Here is a 15,630-nt window from a genome sequence, read left to right as displayed (position 1 = left end):
TACGACATCCGCGCTGAGCACCGTCCGGCGAGAAGGGGACGGCCCCGCTGGAGACGAATCTCACAACGGGGCCGTCAGTGAGCCCTGGGAGAAAGTGACCCGAACACCGTCTCTACCGAGCCGCTCACGTACAAGAGTGAACCTACGCGGGCGATGGTGTTCTATCGCAGTCGTTGACTCGGATGCTGCGTCTCTGGTAAGCGATCATCGCATCGCCTCGCCGATGTACGAGTACTTCAGGAAGACCTCCGACGCCCAGCCGGCCTCTTCCAGCACGCCCTGGACGGCGGTGAGCATGTAGCGCGAGTCCCAGCCCAGGTAGAGGTAGCTGCCATCTCCCAGCTCGTCCCACTGACCGTTCCAGGCCATCGCGGGGTAGACCGGTCCGCCGCGCCGCGCGCTGAAGTCGACGACGCTCTGGCGCGAGTCGACCCACAGACGCCGGAACACCCGGTTGAACAGGTATCGGACGTCGGGCACCTCCCAGTGCTCGCCGCGGAACTCGACGTAGTCGAACTCGCGCTGCCAGCCGCGCGGCCAGCCGCGGCGCAGCTTCGCGTCGAGGATCGGCGTCAGGTTGTCGTCGTCGATGCCCGTCAGCGGTGGACGCCGCCAGACGTCGACGAAGCGTGAGGCGAGGCCCTCGGTGCGCGAGCCGATCGCCGCGGTGTCCCAGACGACGCGTTCGGCGATCTCGCGTGACATCGCGACCGAGCTGCCGGCGAGGAGCGGGCGCAGCTGCGGGTAGGTGGCGTCGAGTGCGCGCTCGGACCGCTCCTGCTCGAGCAGCGTCAGGTTGCCGAGGGTATGGGCCAGCGCGCGGTGGCTGTTCTGCTCATCCTCGCTGTAGTCCGCGAACCGCCTGCTGCCGTCGCCCGACCAGTCGTCCCCCGCGCCGGCGGGGAAGATCGGCGAGACGTCGAGGAGATCTGCGGGGTCGACATCCGCGAGGCGGCCGAGCACGTACCGCGGGTGGGGGAGGTCGCCGTATTTGAGCCCGACGCGCACCCGCTCGTCGGAGGGGGTGATGCGCGCGATGGCGTGGGTCAGCGCGTCGCCGCCCTCGGCGTAGGCGCGACAGAGCCGCGCGACGAGCCGCTCGGTGGCGATGCCGACCACCACGCGGCGCAGCAGGAGCGACTGGAGGTCCTCGAGACGGGCGATCAGCTCGCCGCGCGGCAGGACGCCGGCCCGGTGATCGTGCACGAGTCGCATCGCGAGGGGGAACATCTGGCGGCCGAGCACCGCGAGGTACCCGAGCTGGCGGCCGACCTCGGGATCGTCGCTCGAGGCCGGGTCGAGCAGCTCCCGGTAGATCCCCGAGAATGTCCGCCAGCTCGACGCGTGCGCACGAAGGCGCGCGATGTCGAGCCGGGGGAACTGCTGACGGAAGACGTCGTAGACGCCCCGACCGCCCGTGATCAGGACCTCGCGACCGGTGAGCATGACGAGGTAGTGATTCCAGAACGAGCCGATCGCGTCGCCGGTGTTCCGCTCGATCGGCAGCCAGTACTCCTGCTCGATCTCGTCCTGCTCGGAGTGCGTGAGGCCCATGAGCACGTAGTTGTGGATGAGCTCGTGGTCGCGCAGCGGCTCGCCCGTGGAGTTCAGGCTCTCGAAGATCTGCTGTGCGTTCGCCTGCGGCCCGAGCGTGATGGCGACGTGCTCGAGCTTCTGCAGGCCGCGCCACAGCGAGGCGGCCTCGCCCGGGCGGATCTGGCTGCGGAAGAACGCGTAGTTGTCGTCGAACCGCGATGCCCCGTGCTCCTCGCCGTCGCCGCGCCGATCGAGGACGACGCTCTCGAACACATCGGCCCACGCACGATGCGGGCGCAGCTTGGTGCGGTCGGGGTCGTCCGCCCGGACCAGGACCGTCGCCAGCTCGCGGGCGAGTTCCGGATCGTCGTCGCGCAGCGTGTGGTGGAGCGCCGCCACGAGGAGCATCAGGGTCGTGATCCGCTGCTGCCCGTCGATGAGAACGAGCTGCGCGTCGTCGGCCGCGGAGGTGTTCGCGGTCGAGAGGATCGAGCCGATGAAGTGCGTATGCGTGTCATCGCTCGCAGAGACGGACCGGATGTCGCCGAGCAGCTGTTCGCATCCTCCGATGTCCCAGCGATACTGACGCTGATACACCGGGACGACGATGGTGGTGTCGGATGCCGAGAGCCAGCCGATCGTATTGACGGCGGTCGCTTCGACATTCGTGGCAGTGCTCATGTTCTCCGAAATCGCTCCTCGAAAACCCCGGACGAGTCTACCGGCGCGCTCAGGAGCCCTAGGTAGGCTGACCTCAGTCGGGCCTGTAAAAACTTCGCTTGTCCGACAGAAAGGTCATGATCCGTCATGGGTTACATCAAGTCCGCGGCTCTCGAGGAGACCGGCTACGTCGTCCTCGACCGCTACAACAAGGAGATCGATCCGAAGGAATGGCTCGACGTCGAGTACGTCGACTGGAAGTCCTCGGGCGACACCCGTTTCGCGCCGCTCGCCTCGGCCAAGGGCGAGATCGAGTGCAACGGGTTCTGGAACCACAAGCCGCCGCGCACCGACAAGGACGGCGTCTGGATCGACGCGCAGACCGAGCTCGCGCCCACGCTGACCGAGCGTGCGCAGGAGCCCGGGGCCAACGTCGGTCGCTGCCGCATCATCGAGCTGCAGCCGAACACGTACGCCGACTGCCTGTACAACCTGCACCAGGACGACAACAACCGCCTGAACCCCGACGGCACCGGGTGGGTCGTGCGAGGCTTCTTCAACCTCACCGACGACAAGACGAGCTACTTCGTGCTGCGTGAGAACCGCACCGACCCGAGCGAGGAGACGCGCATCGCGCTTCCCGCCGGCGCACAGCTGATCGTCGACACGCAGCGCCTGTGGCACGCCGCCGCGCACTACGGCGACGAGCCCCGCTACTGCCTCATCACCTCGTGGGAGTCGGGCCCGGAGCTCGATGCCTACATCGCCAAGTACAACGGTGTGAACAAGGTGGACAGCTACCCCGTCGACCAGGAGATCCTGGATGCGGGCCAGATCGAGCAGGAGCGGCGCATCGCTGCCCGCGCCGCTGCGCTCGCCGCGCGCGGACAGCAGGAGGTCCTCGCGATGAGCGAGGCCTGAGCCTCGATTCCGTCCGGAGGGGCGTCGGCTGCGGCCGGCGCCCCTCCGTCGTATCCGGCAGCGGGCCGGTGAGACATCGATGTTGTTTTCTGTTGCTTTGCGTTTGATTGCGTTGTAACGTGTGGACATCCGAGGGAGGATGTCGTGTACGCAACGGAGCGCCAACAGCTCATCGAGCGAATGCTCGCCGACGACGGACGTGTCGCCGTCGTCGACCTCGCATCGCGTTTCGACGTCACCACCGAGACGGTCCGCCGCGACCTCGCCGCGCTCGAGGATGCCGGCGCGCTCCGCCGTGTGCATGGCGGAGCGGTATCGCCCGAGCGCGTCAGCACCGCCGAACCCTCCGTCGCGGAGCGCTCGCAGCGCCACTCGGCCGCGAAGGAGCGCATCGCCCGTCGTGCGCTCGCAGCGCTCCCCGCGGGCGCCGGCTCGATCTACGTCGACGCGGGCACGACGACGGCGGCCTTCGCCGATGCCGTCGTCGCTCCCGGCAGCGCGGGCGGCCTCGAGGTCGTCACGCACTCGATGACGATCGCCCATTCGCTCGCCGGTGTCTCCGGGATCGGGCTGACCGCCATCGGGGGACGCGTGCGCGGGCTCACCGCCGCCGCCGTCGGCTCCGACACGGTCGGAGCGATCTCGCGGCTGCGCCCGGACGTCGCCTTCCTCGGCACCAACGGCATCGCGGCCGCCGCCGGTCTCAGCACGCCCGACCCCGACGAGGCCGCCGTCAAGCGCGCGATCGTCACGGGCGCCCGTCGCGTGATCGTCCTCGCCGACGCCGACAAGTTCGGCGCCGAGCTGCTCGTCTCGTTCGCCGGTCTCTCCGACCTCGACGTCGTCGTCACGGACCGGGAGCCCGACGCGCAACTCGCCCGCGCGCTGCGCGAGGCCGATGTGGAGGTATGGATCGCATGATCGTGACCCTGACGGTGCATCCGTCACTCGACCGGACCATCTCGATCGATGCGCCGCTGCGCGTCGGCGAGGTGCAGACTGCGACGGCGGTGCGCGAGGACGCCGGCGGCAAGGGCATCAACGTCGCGCGGGTCCTCCACGCCGCGACGGTCGAGAGCCTCGCCGTGCTGCCGTTGGACGCCGGGGACCCTTTCGGCGCGGCCCTCGCCGATGCCGACGTCGAGGTGAGGACGGTTCCGGTGCACGGCCGGACCCGCGCCAATATCGCGGTGACCGACCCGACGGGGGAGACGACCAAGATCAACCTCCCGGGTGTCGCCCTCGCTGTGGATGATCTCCGGGCGATCATCGAGGTCGTCGTCGAGGTCTCTCGCGGCGCCGCATGGCTCGTGCTCGCCGGCTCCCTCGCCCCGGGGCTCCCCGACGACTCGTACGTGCGCGTCATCCGCGCGGTGCGCACCCGGCTGGGCGACGACGCGCCGCGGATCGCCGTCGACACCTCGGGTGCCGCGCTGCGCGCGGTCGTCGCGGACGGGCGTCCCGATCTCATCAAGCCCAACGACGAGGAGCTCGCCGACCTGCTCGGCGCGGCGCTGCCCGATGCCGCCGATCTCGCAGACGCCGTGCACGAGGCCGCGCTCGCGCTCGTGCCGGACACCGTCGGTGCCGCGCTCGTCACGCTCGGGGGCGACGGGGCCGTGCTCGTCTCTGCCGACGGCGCCTGGGCCGCTTCGCCGCCGCCGACCCGCGTGCGCAGCACGGTCGGCGCCGGCGACAGCTCGCTCGCCGGCTTCCTCATCGCCGATTCCGCCGGACTCGATCCGGCGACCGCGCTCGTCTCCGCCATCCGCTACGGCTCCGCCGCCGCGGCGCTCGAGGGCACCCAGGCCCCCGGCACATCAGACCTTCCCACGGCCGACATCCCCGTCCGCCGGCTCCACCGCTGAATCCGACCGACCATGCAACACCCGACCCAGGAGGACACCGTGTCCGACACCATCACCCCGGAGCTCGTCAGCCTCGACGCGCCACTCGGGACAGACAAGAAGGACGTCATCCGCGCTCTCGCTCGCCTCGTCGCGGCGCAGGGACGCGCCGACGATGCCGACGCTCTCGCCGACGATGCGATCGCTCGCGAGGCCAAGGACGAGACCGGGCTACCCGGCGGGATCGCCATCCCGCACGCGAAGAGCGCGGCGGTGACCCGGGCGTCACTCGCCTTCGCCCGCCTGAAGCCCGGTGTCGACTTCGGGGCTCCCGACGGCCCGGCCGATCTCGTCTTCCTCATCGCGGCCCCCGCAGACGCGGCCGAGGCGCACCTCGCGGTGCTCTCGCGCCTCGCCCGCAGCCTCATGCAGGACACCTTCACCGCCGACCTCCGCGCCGCGCGCACAGCGGACGACGTCGTGCGCACGGTCCGCGCGGCGATCGGCGAGGACGGCGCGGCACCGGCTGCCGCCCCGGCCCCCGCCGTGACGCCCACCGCGTCGTCCGTGTCCACCGATCTCCAGGTCGAGGGACGTCCCGCCAAGATCGTCGCGGTCACCTCGTGCGCCACGGGCATCGCGCACACGTTCATGGCGGCCGACGCCCTCACCGCGGCGGGCAAGGATGCCGGGATCGACCTCGTCGTCGAGCCGCAGGGCTCCAGCGGATACCAGGCGCTTCCCGCCTCCGTGATCGACGACGCGGACGCCGTCATCTTCGCGACCGACGTCGACGTCCGGGACATCTCCCGATTCGCCGGCAAGCCGGTGATCCGTTCGGGGGTCAAGCGCGGCATCGAGCAGCCGGCGCAGATGATCCGCGAGGCCGTCGCCGCCGCATCGAACCCGGATGCGGCGCGTGTCAGCGGCGCAGCGGCGGCCGGCGGCGCGAGCGCCGGCGCTGCGGCCCAGAACCTGTCGTGGGGTGCCCGGATCCAGCGCATCCTCCTGACAGGCGTCAGCTACATGATCCCCTTCGTCGCGGGCGGCGGTCTGCTCATCGCGCTCGGCTTCGCGCTCGGGGGCTACGAGGTCACGACCAACGCGTCGAAGGTGATCATCGACAACGCGCTCTGGAACCTCCCGACGACGGACATCACCTCGCCCTTCGGCCCCCTCGGGCAGTATCTCGGCTCCGTCGCGTTCATGATCGGGTCGACATCGATGGGCTTCCTCGTGGCGGCCCTCGCCGGTTACATCGCGTACGCGATCGCCGATCGTCCCGGCATCGCCCCCGGTTTCGTCGCCGGCGCTATCGCCGTGACGATGAGCGCGGGTTTCATCGGCGGCATCATCGGCGGCTTCCTGGCCGGTTTCGTCGCCTGGTGGCTGGGACGCCTGCCGGCGCCTCGGTGGCTGCGTGGGCTCATGCCCGTCGTGATCATCCCGCTCATCGGCTCGATCGTCGCCTCGGGGCTGATGATCCTCTTCCTCGGTCGTCCGATCGCTGCGCTCATGGCGCTGCTGACGGACGGGCTGACCTCGCTCACGCAGAGCGGCGCCGGTCTGATCGTGGTCGGTGTCATCCTCGGACTGATGATGTGCTTCGACCTCGGCGGACCCATCAACAAGGTCGCCTATGTCTTCGCCACGACCGGTCTCGCGGCGGCCTCCACCGATAACCCCGCCCCCTACCTGATCATGGCCGCCGTCATGACCGCGGGCATGGTTCCGCCGCTGGCTCTGGCCCTGGCCTCGACCGTGCTCGCGCGTCCGCTGTTCACCCCCGTCGAACGCGAGAACGGCAAGGCGGCGTGGCTGCTCGGCGCCTCTTTCATCAGCGAGGGCGCGATCCCGTTCGCCGCGGCCGACCCGCTGCGGGTCATCCCTGCGTCGATGGTCGGCGGCGCTATCACCGGCGCGCTCAGCATGTGGATCGGGGTGCAGAGCTTCGCGCCGCACGGCGGCGTCTTCGTGCTCTTCGCCATCAATCCGTGGTGGGGTTTCTTCGTCGCGCTTTTGGCGGGTACCGTCGTTTCTGCGCTGTTGCTCGTCGTGCTGAAGAAGTACGTCGGACAGCGATCCACCGTCGCGGCCGAGGCCGCGGCGCCCGTGACAGTCTGAGGAGACGACACCATGGCAGAACGCACCGCCACCATCGCGAGCAGCTCGGGCCTGCACGCCCGCCCCGCGAAGCTCTTCGTGCAGGAGGTGCAGTCCAAGGGCGTTCCCGTCACGATCGCCGTCGAGGGCGGCGCCGACCTGAACGCGGGCAGCATCCTGAGCATCATGGGACTCGGCGCCTCGCAGGGTTCGGTCGTGACTCTCAAGGCCGAGGGCGAGGGGGCCGAGAAGGCGCTCGACGAGCTCGTCGCCTTCCTCGAGATCGACCACGACGCGGCCTGACGCCCGCTCGAACGCACGGATGCCGTGGACCTTGAGGTCCACGGCATCCGTCGTTCCGGAGGTCAGATGTCGGTCGAGTCGCCGGGGTCGAGCGCGACGAACTCGCCGCCGTTCTGCTCGGCCGCCCAGGTCAGCCGCTCGCGACCCATCGACAGGCCCGCCTGCGACAGGGTCATGTCGTGAGTGGAGAACACCCGACGCGGCTTGACGGCGAAGACGAAGTCGATCGCGTCGCCGATCTTCAGCCAGGGGGCGCCCACGGGGGCGGCGAGCAGCTTCACATCGGCCCCCTTGGGCACGGTGTACGAGTCGCCGGGGTAGTAGAACTCGCCGTCGACCAGGACGCCGACGTTGTCGATCACGGGGATCGACTCGTGGATGACCGCATGGCGGCCACCGAAGAACTCCAGGACGAACGGCCCCGCCTCCACCTTGTCGCCGGGGGACACCTCCCGGATGTCGAAGCCGGCAGCGGCACGGACGACCCCCTCGGGTCCGTAGATCGGGATGTTCGGGAACGTCTCGAGGATGCGGGAGAGGTGCTGCGAGGTCCAATGATCCGGATGCTCATGGGTCAGCACCACGGCGACCACGTTGTGCAGGTCGTTCAGCGGCAACGTGAACGTGCCGGGGTCGATGATCAGGGTCTTGCCCTCGCGCTCGAGGCGCAGGCAGGCGTGTTCGTGCTTGGTGACGTGCATGCCCTCAGTCAACGCCCGACACGCCCGAGAGGGCAATGGGGGCCCCGATTTTGCCGGATCCGCGAGGCCATGGCATACTTTAACGGTTGCCTCCGGAGCTCCGGGGGAGACGAAAAGTACGGCCCCATCGTATAGCGGCCTAGTACGCCGCCCTCTCACGGCGGTAACGCGGGTTCGAATCCCGCTGGGGTCACCACCGCGAAACGCCCATCCTTCGGATGGGCGTTTCGCATTTCCCCGGGCCTTCGTCGGCGGGCTGCTCGCTGCGGGCGATCAGCTGCTGCGAGGGTCCCGACGGTTGCGGCGACGACGCGTCGTGGTGACGATGAGCCACACGAGCGATGCGACGAGGCTCATCACGAGGAGCCAGGGCAGCAGGAAGCCGAGAGCGACGACGATGCCGTTGAACGACGCGACGAGGCCGTTCCATCCCGCCGCCAGCCCGTCCCCGAACCCCGCGGGGTCGGCGTCGACCCGCTCGGCCGGGGCGACGAGCTGCACCGTCAGCGATGACAGGTCGACCTGCGACTCGATCGCCGAGAGCTGCTGCTGCAGCGACTCGAGGTCGGCCTGGCGAGCGGCGAGGGCTGATTCGGCGGCGATCAGATCGGTCACCGACGCCGCCTCGCCCACGAGCGCCGTCAGCCGATCGACGGAGGCTTGCCCCGCGGCGACGCGCGCGCGAAGATCGACCGCCTGGGTGGTGACGTCGTCGCGGGCGACCTGTGACGACTCGACGTCACCGGCATCGGCCAACCCGTCGATCAGGTCCTCGAGGCCGTCGGCGGGCACCCGCACGGTGATCCAGGCCGCCCCCGAGGGCATCGGCCACATCGCGGCGCCATCGGGAGTCGTGGTGGCGTCTGCGCCCCCCACGCTCATCGACTCGACGTACCCGCCCGCAGCCGTGGCAGCATCGGCGATCGATTCGGCTGCGGAGCGAGGATCGTCGACGGTCAGGGTTGCGGATGCCGTCGCGACGACCTCGCGGCCGTCGCTGCGCCCGAGCTCGGTGCTTCCGGCGCCGTTCTCGTCGACACCCGCCGAGAACGGTGCGGCCTCGGCGTCGACACCCCCGTCCGACCTGGTCTCGGTCCCGTTCTCCAGCGACCCGGCCGACCAGTCCGGCGCGGTGGCGGGCGCGACCGCGCCGCCCGCCCCGCCCGTTGTCGCGCTGAGCTGCGGCGCGACGACGGCCGCGACGACGAGCACCGCTGCGGCGGTGCCCGACACACCCCACCAAGTGCGCCGACGTCGCCTCCGGATTGCCGCATCGGCGGCGTCGCGAGCACGTTGCTCGATGCGTTCGCGCGCGATGTCGGCAAAGAGGGCTTCTTCGATCTCGTCGATACGCCGCTCGTCGAGGATGGGCAGATCGTTCATGACTCCTCCGGTTCAACGGTCGAGCGCACATGGGCGCGGATGCGGGAGAGGCGGTTGCGCACGGTGCCGTGGCTCACGCCGAGATGGTCGGCCGCCGCCTGGTAGGCGTACCCCTCGCCCGCGCACAGACGGAAGATGTCCTGGTCGAGCGCGCTGAGCGTGCCGACCGCTCCGACGATGCGTTCGACGAGATCGGCTTGGACGACTTGTCGCTCCACGTCCACGGTGTCGGGCAGGTCGGAGGCGTCGTCGTCCGTGGTGTGCTGCCGCTCGCGCTGCCGACGACGGATGCGGTTCGCGCTCTGGAACCGGCAGATCGTGACGAGCCAGGGCAGGAGCGAGTCGCCGGCCAACTCGAGCCCGGGCAGTTTGCGCCAGGCGACGAGGAAGGTCTCCTGCGTGACGTCCTCGGCGTCCGACGGGTCGCGCAGCAGCCCGTGCGCGAGCCAGTACACCGGTCGGACGTAGGCGCGGTAGAGCGCACGGAACGCGTGCTCGCTACCGGCCGCCGCCGCCTCGACGAGCTCGGCGTCGGTGCGGGCGATCGTTTCGACCATGCGCTGGCTCCTTTCCCTCATCAACCCGGCGTCCCCCTCATGAACCCAGTGTCCCGCCGCCCCGAACCGTCTCACGCCGAGGGCGCGGGGGAGTGCGGGTGTAGTCTCGGGAGGCTTCCTCCCCGAAAGGCTCGCATGGACCTCCCCGTGCCGTTCCAGATCGTCGCGCTCGTCATCCTGGTGCTCGTGCTCGTCGCCGATCTGCTCATCATCGTCAAGCGGCCGCACATCCCGTCGCCGAAGGAATCGACGTTGTGGGTGTTGTTCTACGTCGGTCTCGCGCTGGTGTTCGCCGGCATCCTCTGGGCAGTGGCCGACGTCGAGCACGCGGGTCAGTTCGTCGCCGGGTGGCTCACGGAGTACAGCCTCTCGATCGACAACCTCTTCGTGTTCGTGCTGATCATGAGCCAGTTCTCGGTGCCGCGTCGGTACCAGCAGAAGGTGCTCATGGTGGGCATCATCATCGCGCTCGTGCTGCGCGGTCTCTTCATCCTCGCCGGCGCCGCGATCATCGAGCAGTTCAGCTGGGTCTTCTACATCTTCGGCGCGTTCCTGATCTACACCGCCATCAAGCAGGCGCTGCCGGAGGGCGACCACGACGACGATGTGAAGAAGGAGAGCTTCCTCGTGCGTATCATCCGGCGCACGGTCGACATCTCCGACGAGTACGACGGCCCCAAGGTGCGGACCGTCGTGAACGGCAAGCGCATGTTCACGCCCATGATCATCGTCTTCGTCGCGATCGGTGTCACGGATCTGCTCTTCGCACTCGACTCGATACCGGCGATCTTCGGCATCACACAGGACCCGTTCCTCGTGTTCACCGCGAACATCTTCGCGCTGATGGGCCTGCGGCAGCTGTACTTCCTCCTCGGCGACCTGCTCGACCGCCTCAAATACCTGCACTACGGCATCGCGTTCATCCTCGCCTTCATCGGCGTGAAGCTCATCCTGCACGCCATGCACGAGAACGAGCTCGCGTTCATCAACGGCGGCGAGGGCATCGCGTGGGCACCCGAGATCTCCACCTGGGTCTCGCTGGGCGTCATCATCGGAGCGATGCTCGTCGCGACAGTGGCGAGCCTGATCGCGGCGCGCGGCGACGCGGACGCGGAGACGGCCCCCGAGGCTGCCGCGGTCGTCGCCGACGAGCAGGGCACGCCCGCGACGGTGGAGCAGCCGCCGACGCCGGAGGAGCGCCGGTGATCGGGCAGCCGCGCCGCGCCCGGTGCTATTCTGGGCCCATGCGGATCGCTCGCCTTCTCCTTAGCGGCCGCGGCGAGGTCTCGTTCTGAGCCCCTCCTCGCCGCGGAGTGCGTCGCGGGCTTGATCCGGTACGCAAGGAGAACGACACCCATGAGCATCCCCACCCCGCCTGAGCGGCCGCGCACCCTGGCCGAGAAGGTCTGGGACGACCACCTCGTCGTCAAGGGCGAAGACGGTCAACCCGACCTGATCTACATCGATCTGCACCTCGTCCACGAGGTCACCAGCCCGCAGGCCTTCGACGGGCTCCGCGCCGAGGGCCGTCCGCTGCGGCGACTCGACCTCACCATCGCCACGGAGGACCACAACACTCCGACGCTCGATATCGACAAGCCCATCGCCGACCTCACGAGCCGCACGCAGATCGACACCCTGCGGCGCAACGCCGAGGAGTTCGGGGTTCGTCTGCACTCCCTCGGCGACGCCGAGCAGGGCATCGTGCACGTCGTGGGCCCGCAGCTCGGTCTGACGATGCCCGGCATCACCGTCGTCTGCGGCGACAGCCACACCTCGACCCACGGCGCGTTCGGGGCGATGGCCTTCGGCATCGGCACGAGCGAGGTCGAGCACGTCATGGCGACCCAGACGCTGCCCCTCAAGCCCTTCAAGACCATGGCCATCACGGTCGAGGGAGAGCTGAAGGAAGGCGTGACGGCGAAGGACATCATCCTCGCCGTCATCGCGAAGATCGGCACCAACGGCGGCCAGGGCTACGTCCTCGAGTTCCGCGGCAGCGCGATCCGTTCCCTCTCGATGGAGGGGCGCATGACGATGTGCAACATGTCGATCGAGGCGGGCGCGCGCGCGGGCATGGTCGCCCCCGACGACATCACCTTCGCGTACGTCCAGGGCCGTCCGCACGCCCCGACCGGGCAGGACTGGGAGGATGCGGTCGCCTACTGGCGCACGCTCCCGAGCGACGAGGGTGCCGTGTACGATGCCGAGATCTTCATCGACGCCGGTGAGCTCGAGCCGTTCGTCACCTGGGGGACGAACCCCGGTCAGGGCGTCTCGCTGAGCGCGAACGTGCCCTCGCCCGACGACTTCACCGACGCCAACGAGAAGGCCGCCGCGGAGCGGGCGCTCGAGTACATGGACCTCGAGCCCGGCACCCCGCTGAAGGAGATCGCGGTCGACGCGGTCTTCATGGGATCGTGCACGAACAGCCGCATCGAGGATCTGCGGGCTTTCGCGTCCGTCATCGAGGGGCGGACCAAGGCGGACGGTGTGCGTGTCATGGTCGTACCGGGTTCGGCCCGGGTCCGTCTCGAGGCCGAGGCGGAGGGGCTCGACCGCGTGTTCACGGCGTTCGGCGCCGAGTGGCGGTTCGCCGGCTGCTCGATGTGCCTCGGCATGAACCCCGACCAGCTGGCTCCGGGCGAGCGCTGCGCCTCCACGAGCAATCGCAACTTCGAGGGCCGGCAGGGCAAGGGCGGACGCACGCATCTCGTCTCGCCCCTCGTCGCCGCCGCCACCGCGGTCCTGGGGCGCCTCGCGTCACCGAGCGATCTGCCCGCACGCGAGAAGATCGAGGCCTGACGATGGACAAGTTCGAGACCCACACCGGCGTCGTCGCCCCTCTCAAGCGCTCGGCCGTCGACACCGACCAGATCATCCCGGCCGTGTACCTCAAGCGCGTGACCAAGACGGGCTTCGAGGACGCCCTGTTCGCCAACTGGCGCCAGGACCCGGAGTTCGTGCTGAACCAGCCGGCGTTCGCCGGGGCGTCGATCCTCGTCGCCGGTCCCGACTTCGGTACCGGCTCGAGTCGAGAGCACGCGGTCTGGGCGCTGCGCGACTTCGGCTTCCGCGTCGTCCTCGCGCCCAAGTTCGCCGACATCTTCCGCGGCAACGCCGGCAAGCAGGGACTGCTCGCCGGCGTCATCTCGGAAGCCGACCGCGAGGCGATCTGGGCCGCCGTGGACGCGCAGCCCGGCGTCTCCATGACGGTCGACCTCGAGGCGCGGAGCGCCGCTATCGGCGACCTCCGCGTCCCCTTCGAGATCGACGATTACACTCGATGGAGGCTCCTCGAGGGACTCGACGACATCGGGCTCACGCTGCGCAACGAAGAGGCGATCGCGCAGTTCGAGGCGCGCCGCGAGGCGTGGCGTCCTCGGACACTCCCCGTCGCGTAGCCGCGGACCACGCCCTCGTCACCATGGGGCGATGATCCGCTCCGCCCTCGATCACCAAGTGAGGAACCCCTGCATGAGCACTCCTGCGAGTGAGTCGAACGCGTCCGACAACGGCAACCGCCGAGAAGACGGCGAGATCCTCGAGATCCGCGGCGGGCGACCGCTCGTCGGCCGGGTCGATGTGAAGGGCGCGAAGAACTTCGCGACGAAGGCCATGGTCGCCTCGCTGCTGGGCGAGACGGAGAGCATCCTGCGCGACGTTCCCGACATCAGCGACGTCGCCGTGGTGCGTTCCCTGCTCGAGGTGCACGGCGTGGGCGTGGTCGACGACGGCGAGGGCGTGCTGCGCCTCGACCCGAGCGGCGCGGTATCGGCGAACTTCGAAGAGATCGACGCCCACGCCGGTGCCTCGCGCATCCCGATCCTCTTCTGCGGACCCCTGCTGCATCTTCTCGGTCAGGCCTTCATCCCCGATCTCGGCGGCTGCCGTATCGGCGACCGGCCGATCAACTTCCACCTCGACGCGCTGCGCAAGTTCGGCGCGACCGTCGAGAAGCAGCCCAGCGGTATCCGCCTCTCGGCCCCCGAGGGCCTGCACGGCGCCGACATCGAGCTGCCCTACCCGAGCGTCGGCGCCACGGAGCAGGTGCTCCTCACCGCGGTTCGCGCGAAGGGCACCACCGAGCTGCGGAACGCCGCGATCGAGCCCGAGATCATGGATCTCATCGCGGTGCTGCAGAAGATGGGCGCGATCATCTCGTACGAGCCCAACCGCGTCATCTTCATCGAAGGCGTCGACAAGCTCCGGGGCTACGACCACCGATCGATCTTCGATCGCAACGAAGCCGCCTCATGGGCGTGCGCCGCGCTCGCGACCGACGGAGACATCTTCGTCGGCGGTGCGAAGCAGCAGGAGATGCTGACCTTCCTGAACGTCTTCCGCAAGGCCGGCGGCGACTTCGACATCCGCGAGGACGGCATCCGGTTCCGTCGCGACGGCGCCCTGCGCCCGGTCTCGGTCGAGACCGACGTGCACCCCGGGTTCATGACCGACTGGCAGCAGCCGCTCATCGTCGCCCTCACCCAGGCGGAGGGCGTGTCGACCGTGCACGAGACCGTCTACGAGAACCGTCTCGGATTCACGCAGGCACTCAACAAGATGGGCGCGCAGATCGTCGTCCACCCCGAGGGCATCGCGAGCCCGGAGCGTCGCGTCCCGCGCCGTGCCCTCGAGCAGGCCGCCGTCATCACCGGCCCGACCCCGCTACACGGATCGGACGTCGTCGTGCCCGACCTCCGCGGCGGATACAGCTACGTCATCGCCGCCCTGGCGGCCGACGGCGTGTCGATCGTCCGCAACGTCGGCATCATCCGTCGCGGTTACGAGAAGTTCTTCGACAAGCTCGACGCCCTGGGCGCCGACTTCGACGTCATCGGCTGAGCCGTGCCCGAGATCCGCCGTCGCGCGTCCGCCGAGAAGACGAAGCCGACTCCGTTCTGGCTCGCCGCCGCCCTCGTGGTGCCGGCGGTGGGGCTGCTCGCGAAGATCGAGATCGACGGCGCCGAGCACCTCCCGGAGGAGGGGCCGTACGTGCTCGCGCCCAATCACTACAGCGAGTTCGACCCCATCATCGTCGCCGTCGCCACCTGGCGCCTCGGCCGTGCGCCGCGCTTCATGGCGAAGGAGAGCCTGTTCCGCGTGCCCGTCGTGGGATGGGTGCTCCGGGGCCTCGGCATGATCCCGGTGTCGCGGACCACCTCGGCCTCAGCGGCCGGACAGGCCATCTCGCAGGCGGCGGAGCTCGTCGCCGACGGGCGCGGCGTGATCGTGTACCCCGAGGGGTCGCTCACGCGCGAGCCCGACATGTGGCCGATGCGCGGCAAGTCCGGCGCGGTGCGCGTCGCGACCGCCGGCGACATCCCGATCATCCCGGTCGCGACATGGGGCGTCCAGGGCATCATGCCGCGGTACGGGAGGTTCAGCGTCTGGCCGCTGCGCAAGCGGGTTCGCGTGCTCCTCGGCCCCCGCGTGGAGCTGCCGGTCGTGTCCGGGACCACCCCGTCACCGACGCAGCTCATCGCCGCCACCGACACGGTGATGGCGCGCATCGCCGGCCTGCTCGGCGAGCTCCGGGGCGAGAACCCGCCCGCCGCGCGCTGGAACCCGGGTCAGCACGGGCAGAAGGAGACGGGACGCCTTGAGCCGTAAGCCCGA

General features: G+C 69.6%; 14 protein-coding genes and 1 tRNA gene. 11 read left to right on the top strand and 4 right to left on the bottom strand.

Annotated features, from left to right (window positions below; genetic code table 11):
- Positions 1 to 204: 204 nt before the first annotated feature.
- Positions 205 to 2,217 carry a DUF262 domain-containing protein gene (locus tag BLT21_RS02370; RefSeq protein ID WP_091498678.1) on the bottom strand — a complete coding sequence of 671 codons (2,013 nt, stop codon included), beginning with the start codon at positions 2,215 to 2,217 and terminating at the stop codon, positions 205 to 207.
- 126 nt (positions 2,218 to 2,343) lie between these two features.
- Between BLT21_RS02370 and BLT21_RS02365 the strand changes: the two genes are divergently transcribed.
- From BLT21_RS02365 to BLT21_RS02345, 5 genes are all read left to right on the top strand, one after another.
- On the top strand, positions 2,344 to 3,117 hold the full coding sequence (locus BLT21_RS02365; protein WP_091498669.1) for a hypothetical protein: 774 nt from the start codon (positions 2,344 to 2,346) through the stop codon (positions 3,115 to 3,117).
- A 144-nt stretch (positions 3,118 to 3,261) separates the two neighbouring features.
- On the top strand, positions 3,262 to 4,038 hold the full coding sequence (locus BLT21_RS02360; protein WP_091498666.1) for a DeoR/GlpR family DNA-binding transcription regulator: 777 nt from the start codon (positions 3,262 to 3,264) through the stop codon (positions 4,036 to 4,038).
- Entirely contained in the window at positions 4,035 to 4,985 is a 951-nt protein-coding gene (locus BLT21_RS02355; protein WP_091500643.1) for a 1-phosphofructokinase family hexose kinase, read from the top strand. Before BLT21_RS02360 ends, BLT21_RS02355 begins: the two co-directional genes overlap by 4 nt.
- A gap of 39 nt (positions 4,986 to 5,024) precedes the next feature.
- Complete coding sequence (locus BLT21_RS02350; RefSeq protein WP_091498662.1) at positions 5,025 to 7,088, top strand: PTS fructose transporter subunit IIABC; 2,064 nt, start codon at positions 5,025 to 5,027, stop codon at positions 7,086 to 7,088.
- A gap of 12 nt (positions 7,089 to 7,100) precedes the next feature.
- Positions 7,101 to 7,370, top strand: a complete 270-nt coding sequence (locus BLT21_RS02345; protein ID WP_091498658.1) for an HPr family phosphocarrier protein — start codon at positions 7,101 to 7,103, stop codon at positions 7,368 to 7,370.
- 62 nt (positions 7,371 to 7,432) lie between these two features.
- On the opposite strand, the gene BLT21_RS02340 is transcribed toward BLT21_RS02345, so the two are convergent.
- The gene (locus tag BLT21_RS02340; protein WP_091498653.1) at positions 7,433 to 8,071 is read right to left on the bottom strand and encodes an MBL fold metallo-hydrolase; all 639 of its coding nucleotides are present in this window, start codon (positions 8,069 to 8,071) and stop codon (positions 7,433 to 7,435) included.
- A gap of 120 nt (positions 8,072 to 8,191) precedes the next feature.
- On the opposite strand from BLT21_RS02340, the gene BLT21_RS02335 reads away from it, so the two are divergent.
- Positions 8,192 to 8,267: transfer RNA gene (locus tag BLT21_RS02335), tRNA-Glu, on the top strand.
- A gap of 77 nt (positions 8,268 to 8,344) precedes the next feature.
- On the opposite strand, the gene BLT21_RS02330 is transcribed toward BLT21_RS02335, so the two are convergent.
- Both BLT21_RS02330 and BLT21_RS02325 read right to left on the bottom strand, forming a co-directional pair.
- The gene (locus BLT21_RS02330; protein ID WP_091498650.1) at positions 8,345 to 9,454 is read right to left on the bottom strand and encodes a DUF4349 domain-containing protein; all 1,110 of its coding nucleotides are present in this window, start codon (positions 9,452 to 9,454) and stop codon (positions 8,345 to 8,347) included.
- The gene (locus tag BLT21_RS02325; RefSeq protein WP_091498647.1) at positions 9,451 to 10,011 is read right to left on the bottom strand and encodes an RNA polymerase sigma factor; all 561 of its coding nucleotides are present in this window, start codon (positions 10,009 to 10,011) and stop codon (positions 9,451 to 9,453) included. The genes BLT21_RS02330 and BLT21_RS02325 overlap by 4 nt, the downstream gene beginning before the upstream one ends.
- 135 nt (positions 10,012 to 10,146) lie before the next feature.
- Between BLT21_RS02325 and BLT21_RS02320 the strand changes: the two genes are divergently transcribed.
- The 5 genes from BLT21_RS02320 to BLT21_RS02300 all read left to right on the top strand — a co-directional run bounded on the left by BLT21_RS02320 (position 10,147) and on the right by BLT21_RS02300 (position 15,624).
- Positions 10,147 to 11,217: a TerC family protein gene (locus BLT21_RS02320; RefSeq protein ID WP_091498643.1), complete on the top strand. Its 1,071-nt coding sequence runs from the start codon at positions 10,147 to 10,149 to the stop codon at positions 11,215 to 11,217.
- A 150-nt stretch (positions 11,218 to 11,367) separates the two neighbouring features.
- Positions 11,368 to 12,816 (top strand): 3-isopropylmalate dehydratase large subunit, encoded by a 1,449-nt coding sequence (leuC, locus tag BLT21_RS02315; RefSeq protein ID WP_091498638.1) that lies wholly within the window; start codon positions 11,368 to 11,370, stop codon positions 12,814 to 12,816.
- Between the two features lie 2 nt (positions 12,817 to 12,818).
- Positions 12,819 to 13,415: a 3-isopropylmalate dehydratase small subunit gene (leuD, locus tag BLT21_RS02310; RefSeq protein WP_091498634.1), complete on the top strand. Its 597-nt coding sequence runs from the start codon at positions 12,819 to 12,821 to the stop codon at positions 13,413 to 13,415.
- A gap of 73 nt (positions 13,416 to 13,488) precedes the next feature.
- On the top strand, positions 13,489 to 14,856 hold the full coding sequence (gene murA / locus BLT21_RS02305) for a UDP-N-acetylglucosamine 1-carboxyvinyltransferase (RefSeq protein WP_091498629.1): 1,368 nt from the start codon (positions 13,489 to 13,491) through the stop codon (positions 14,854 to 14,856).
- Positions 14,857 to 14,859: 3 nt separating this feature from the next.
- Positions 14,860 to 15,624, top strand: coding sequence for a lysophospholipid acyltransferase family protein (locus BLT21_RS02300; RefSeq protein ID WP_091498625.1), 765 nt, complete (start codon positions 14,860 to 14,862; stop codon positions 15,622 to 15,624).
- Positions 15,625 to 15,630: the final 6 nt, after the last annotated feature.

The organism is Microbacterium sp. cf332 (assembly GCF_900102175.1).
Lineage (GTDB): Bacteria > Actinomycetota > Actinomycetes > Actinomycetales > Microbacteriaceae > Microbacterium.
This window is presented reverse-complemented; position numbering and strand designations above follow the sequence as displayed.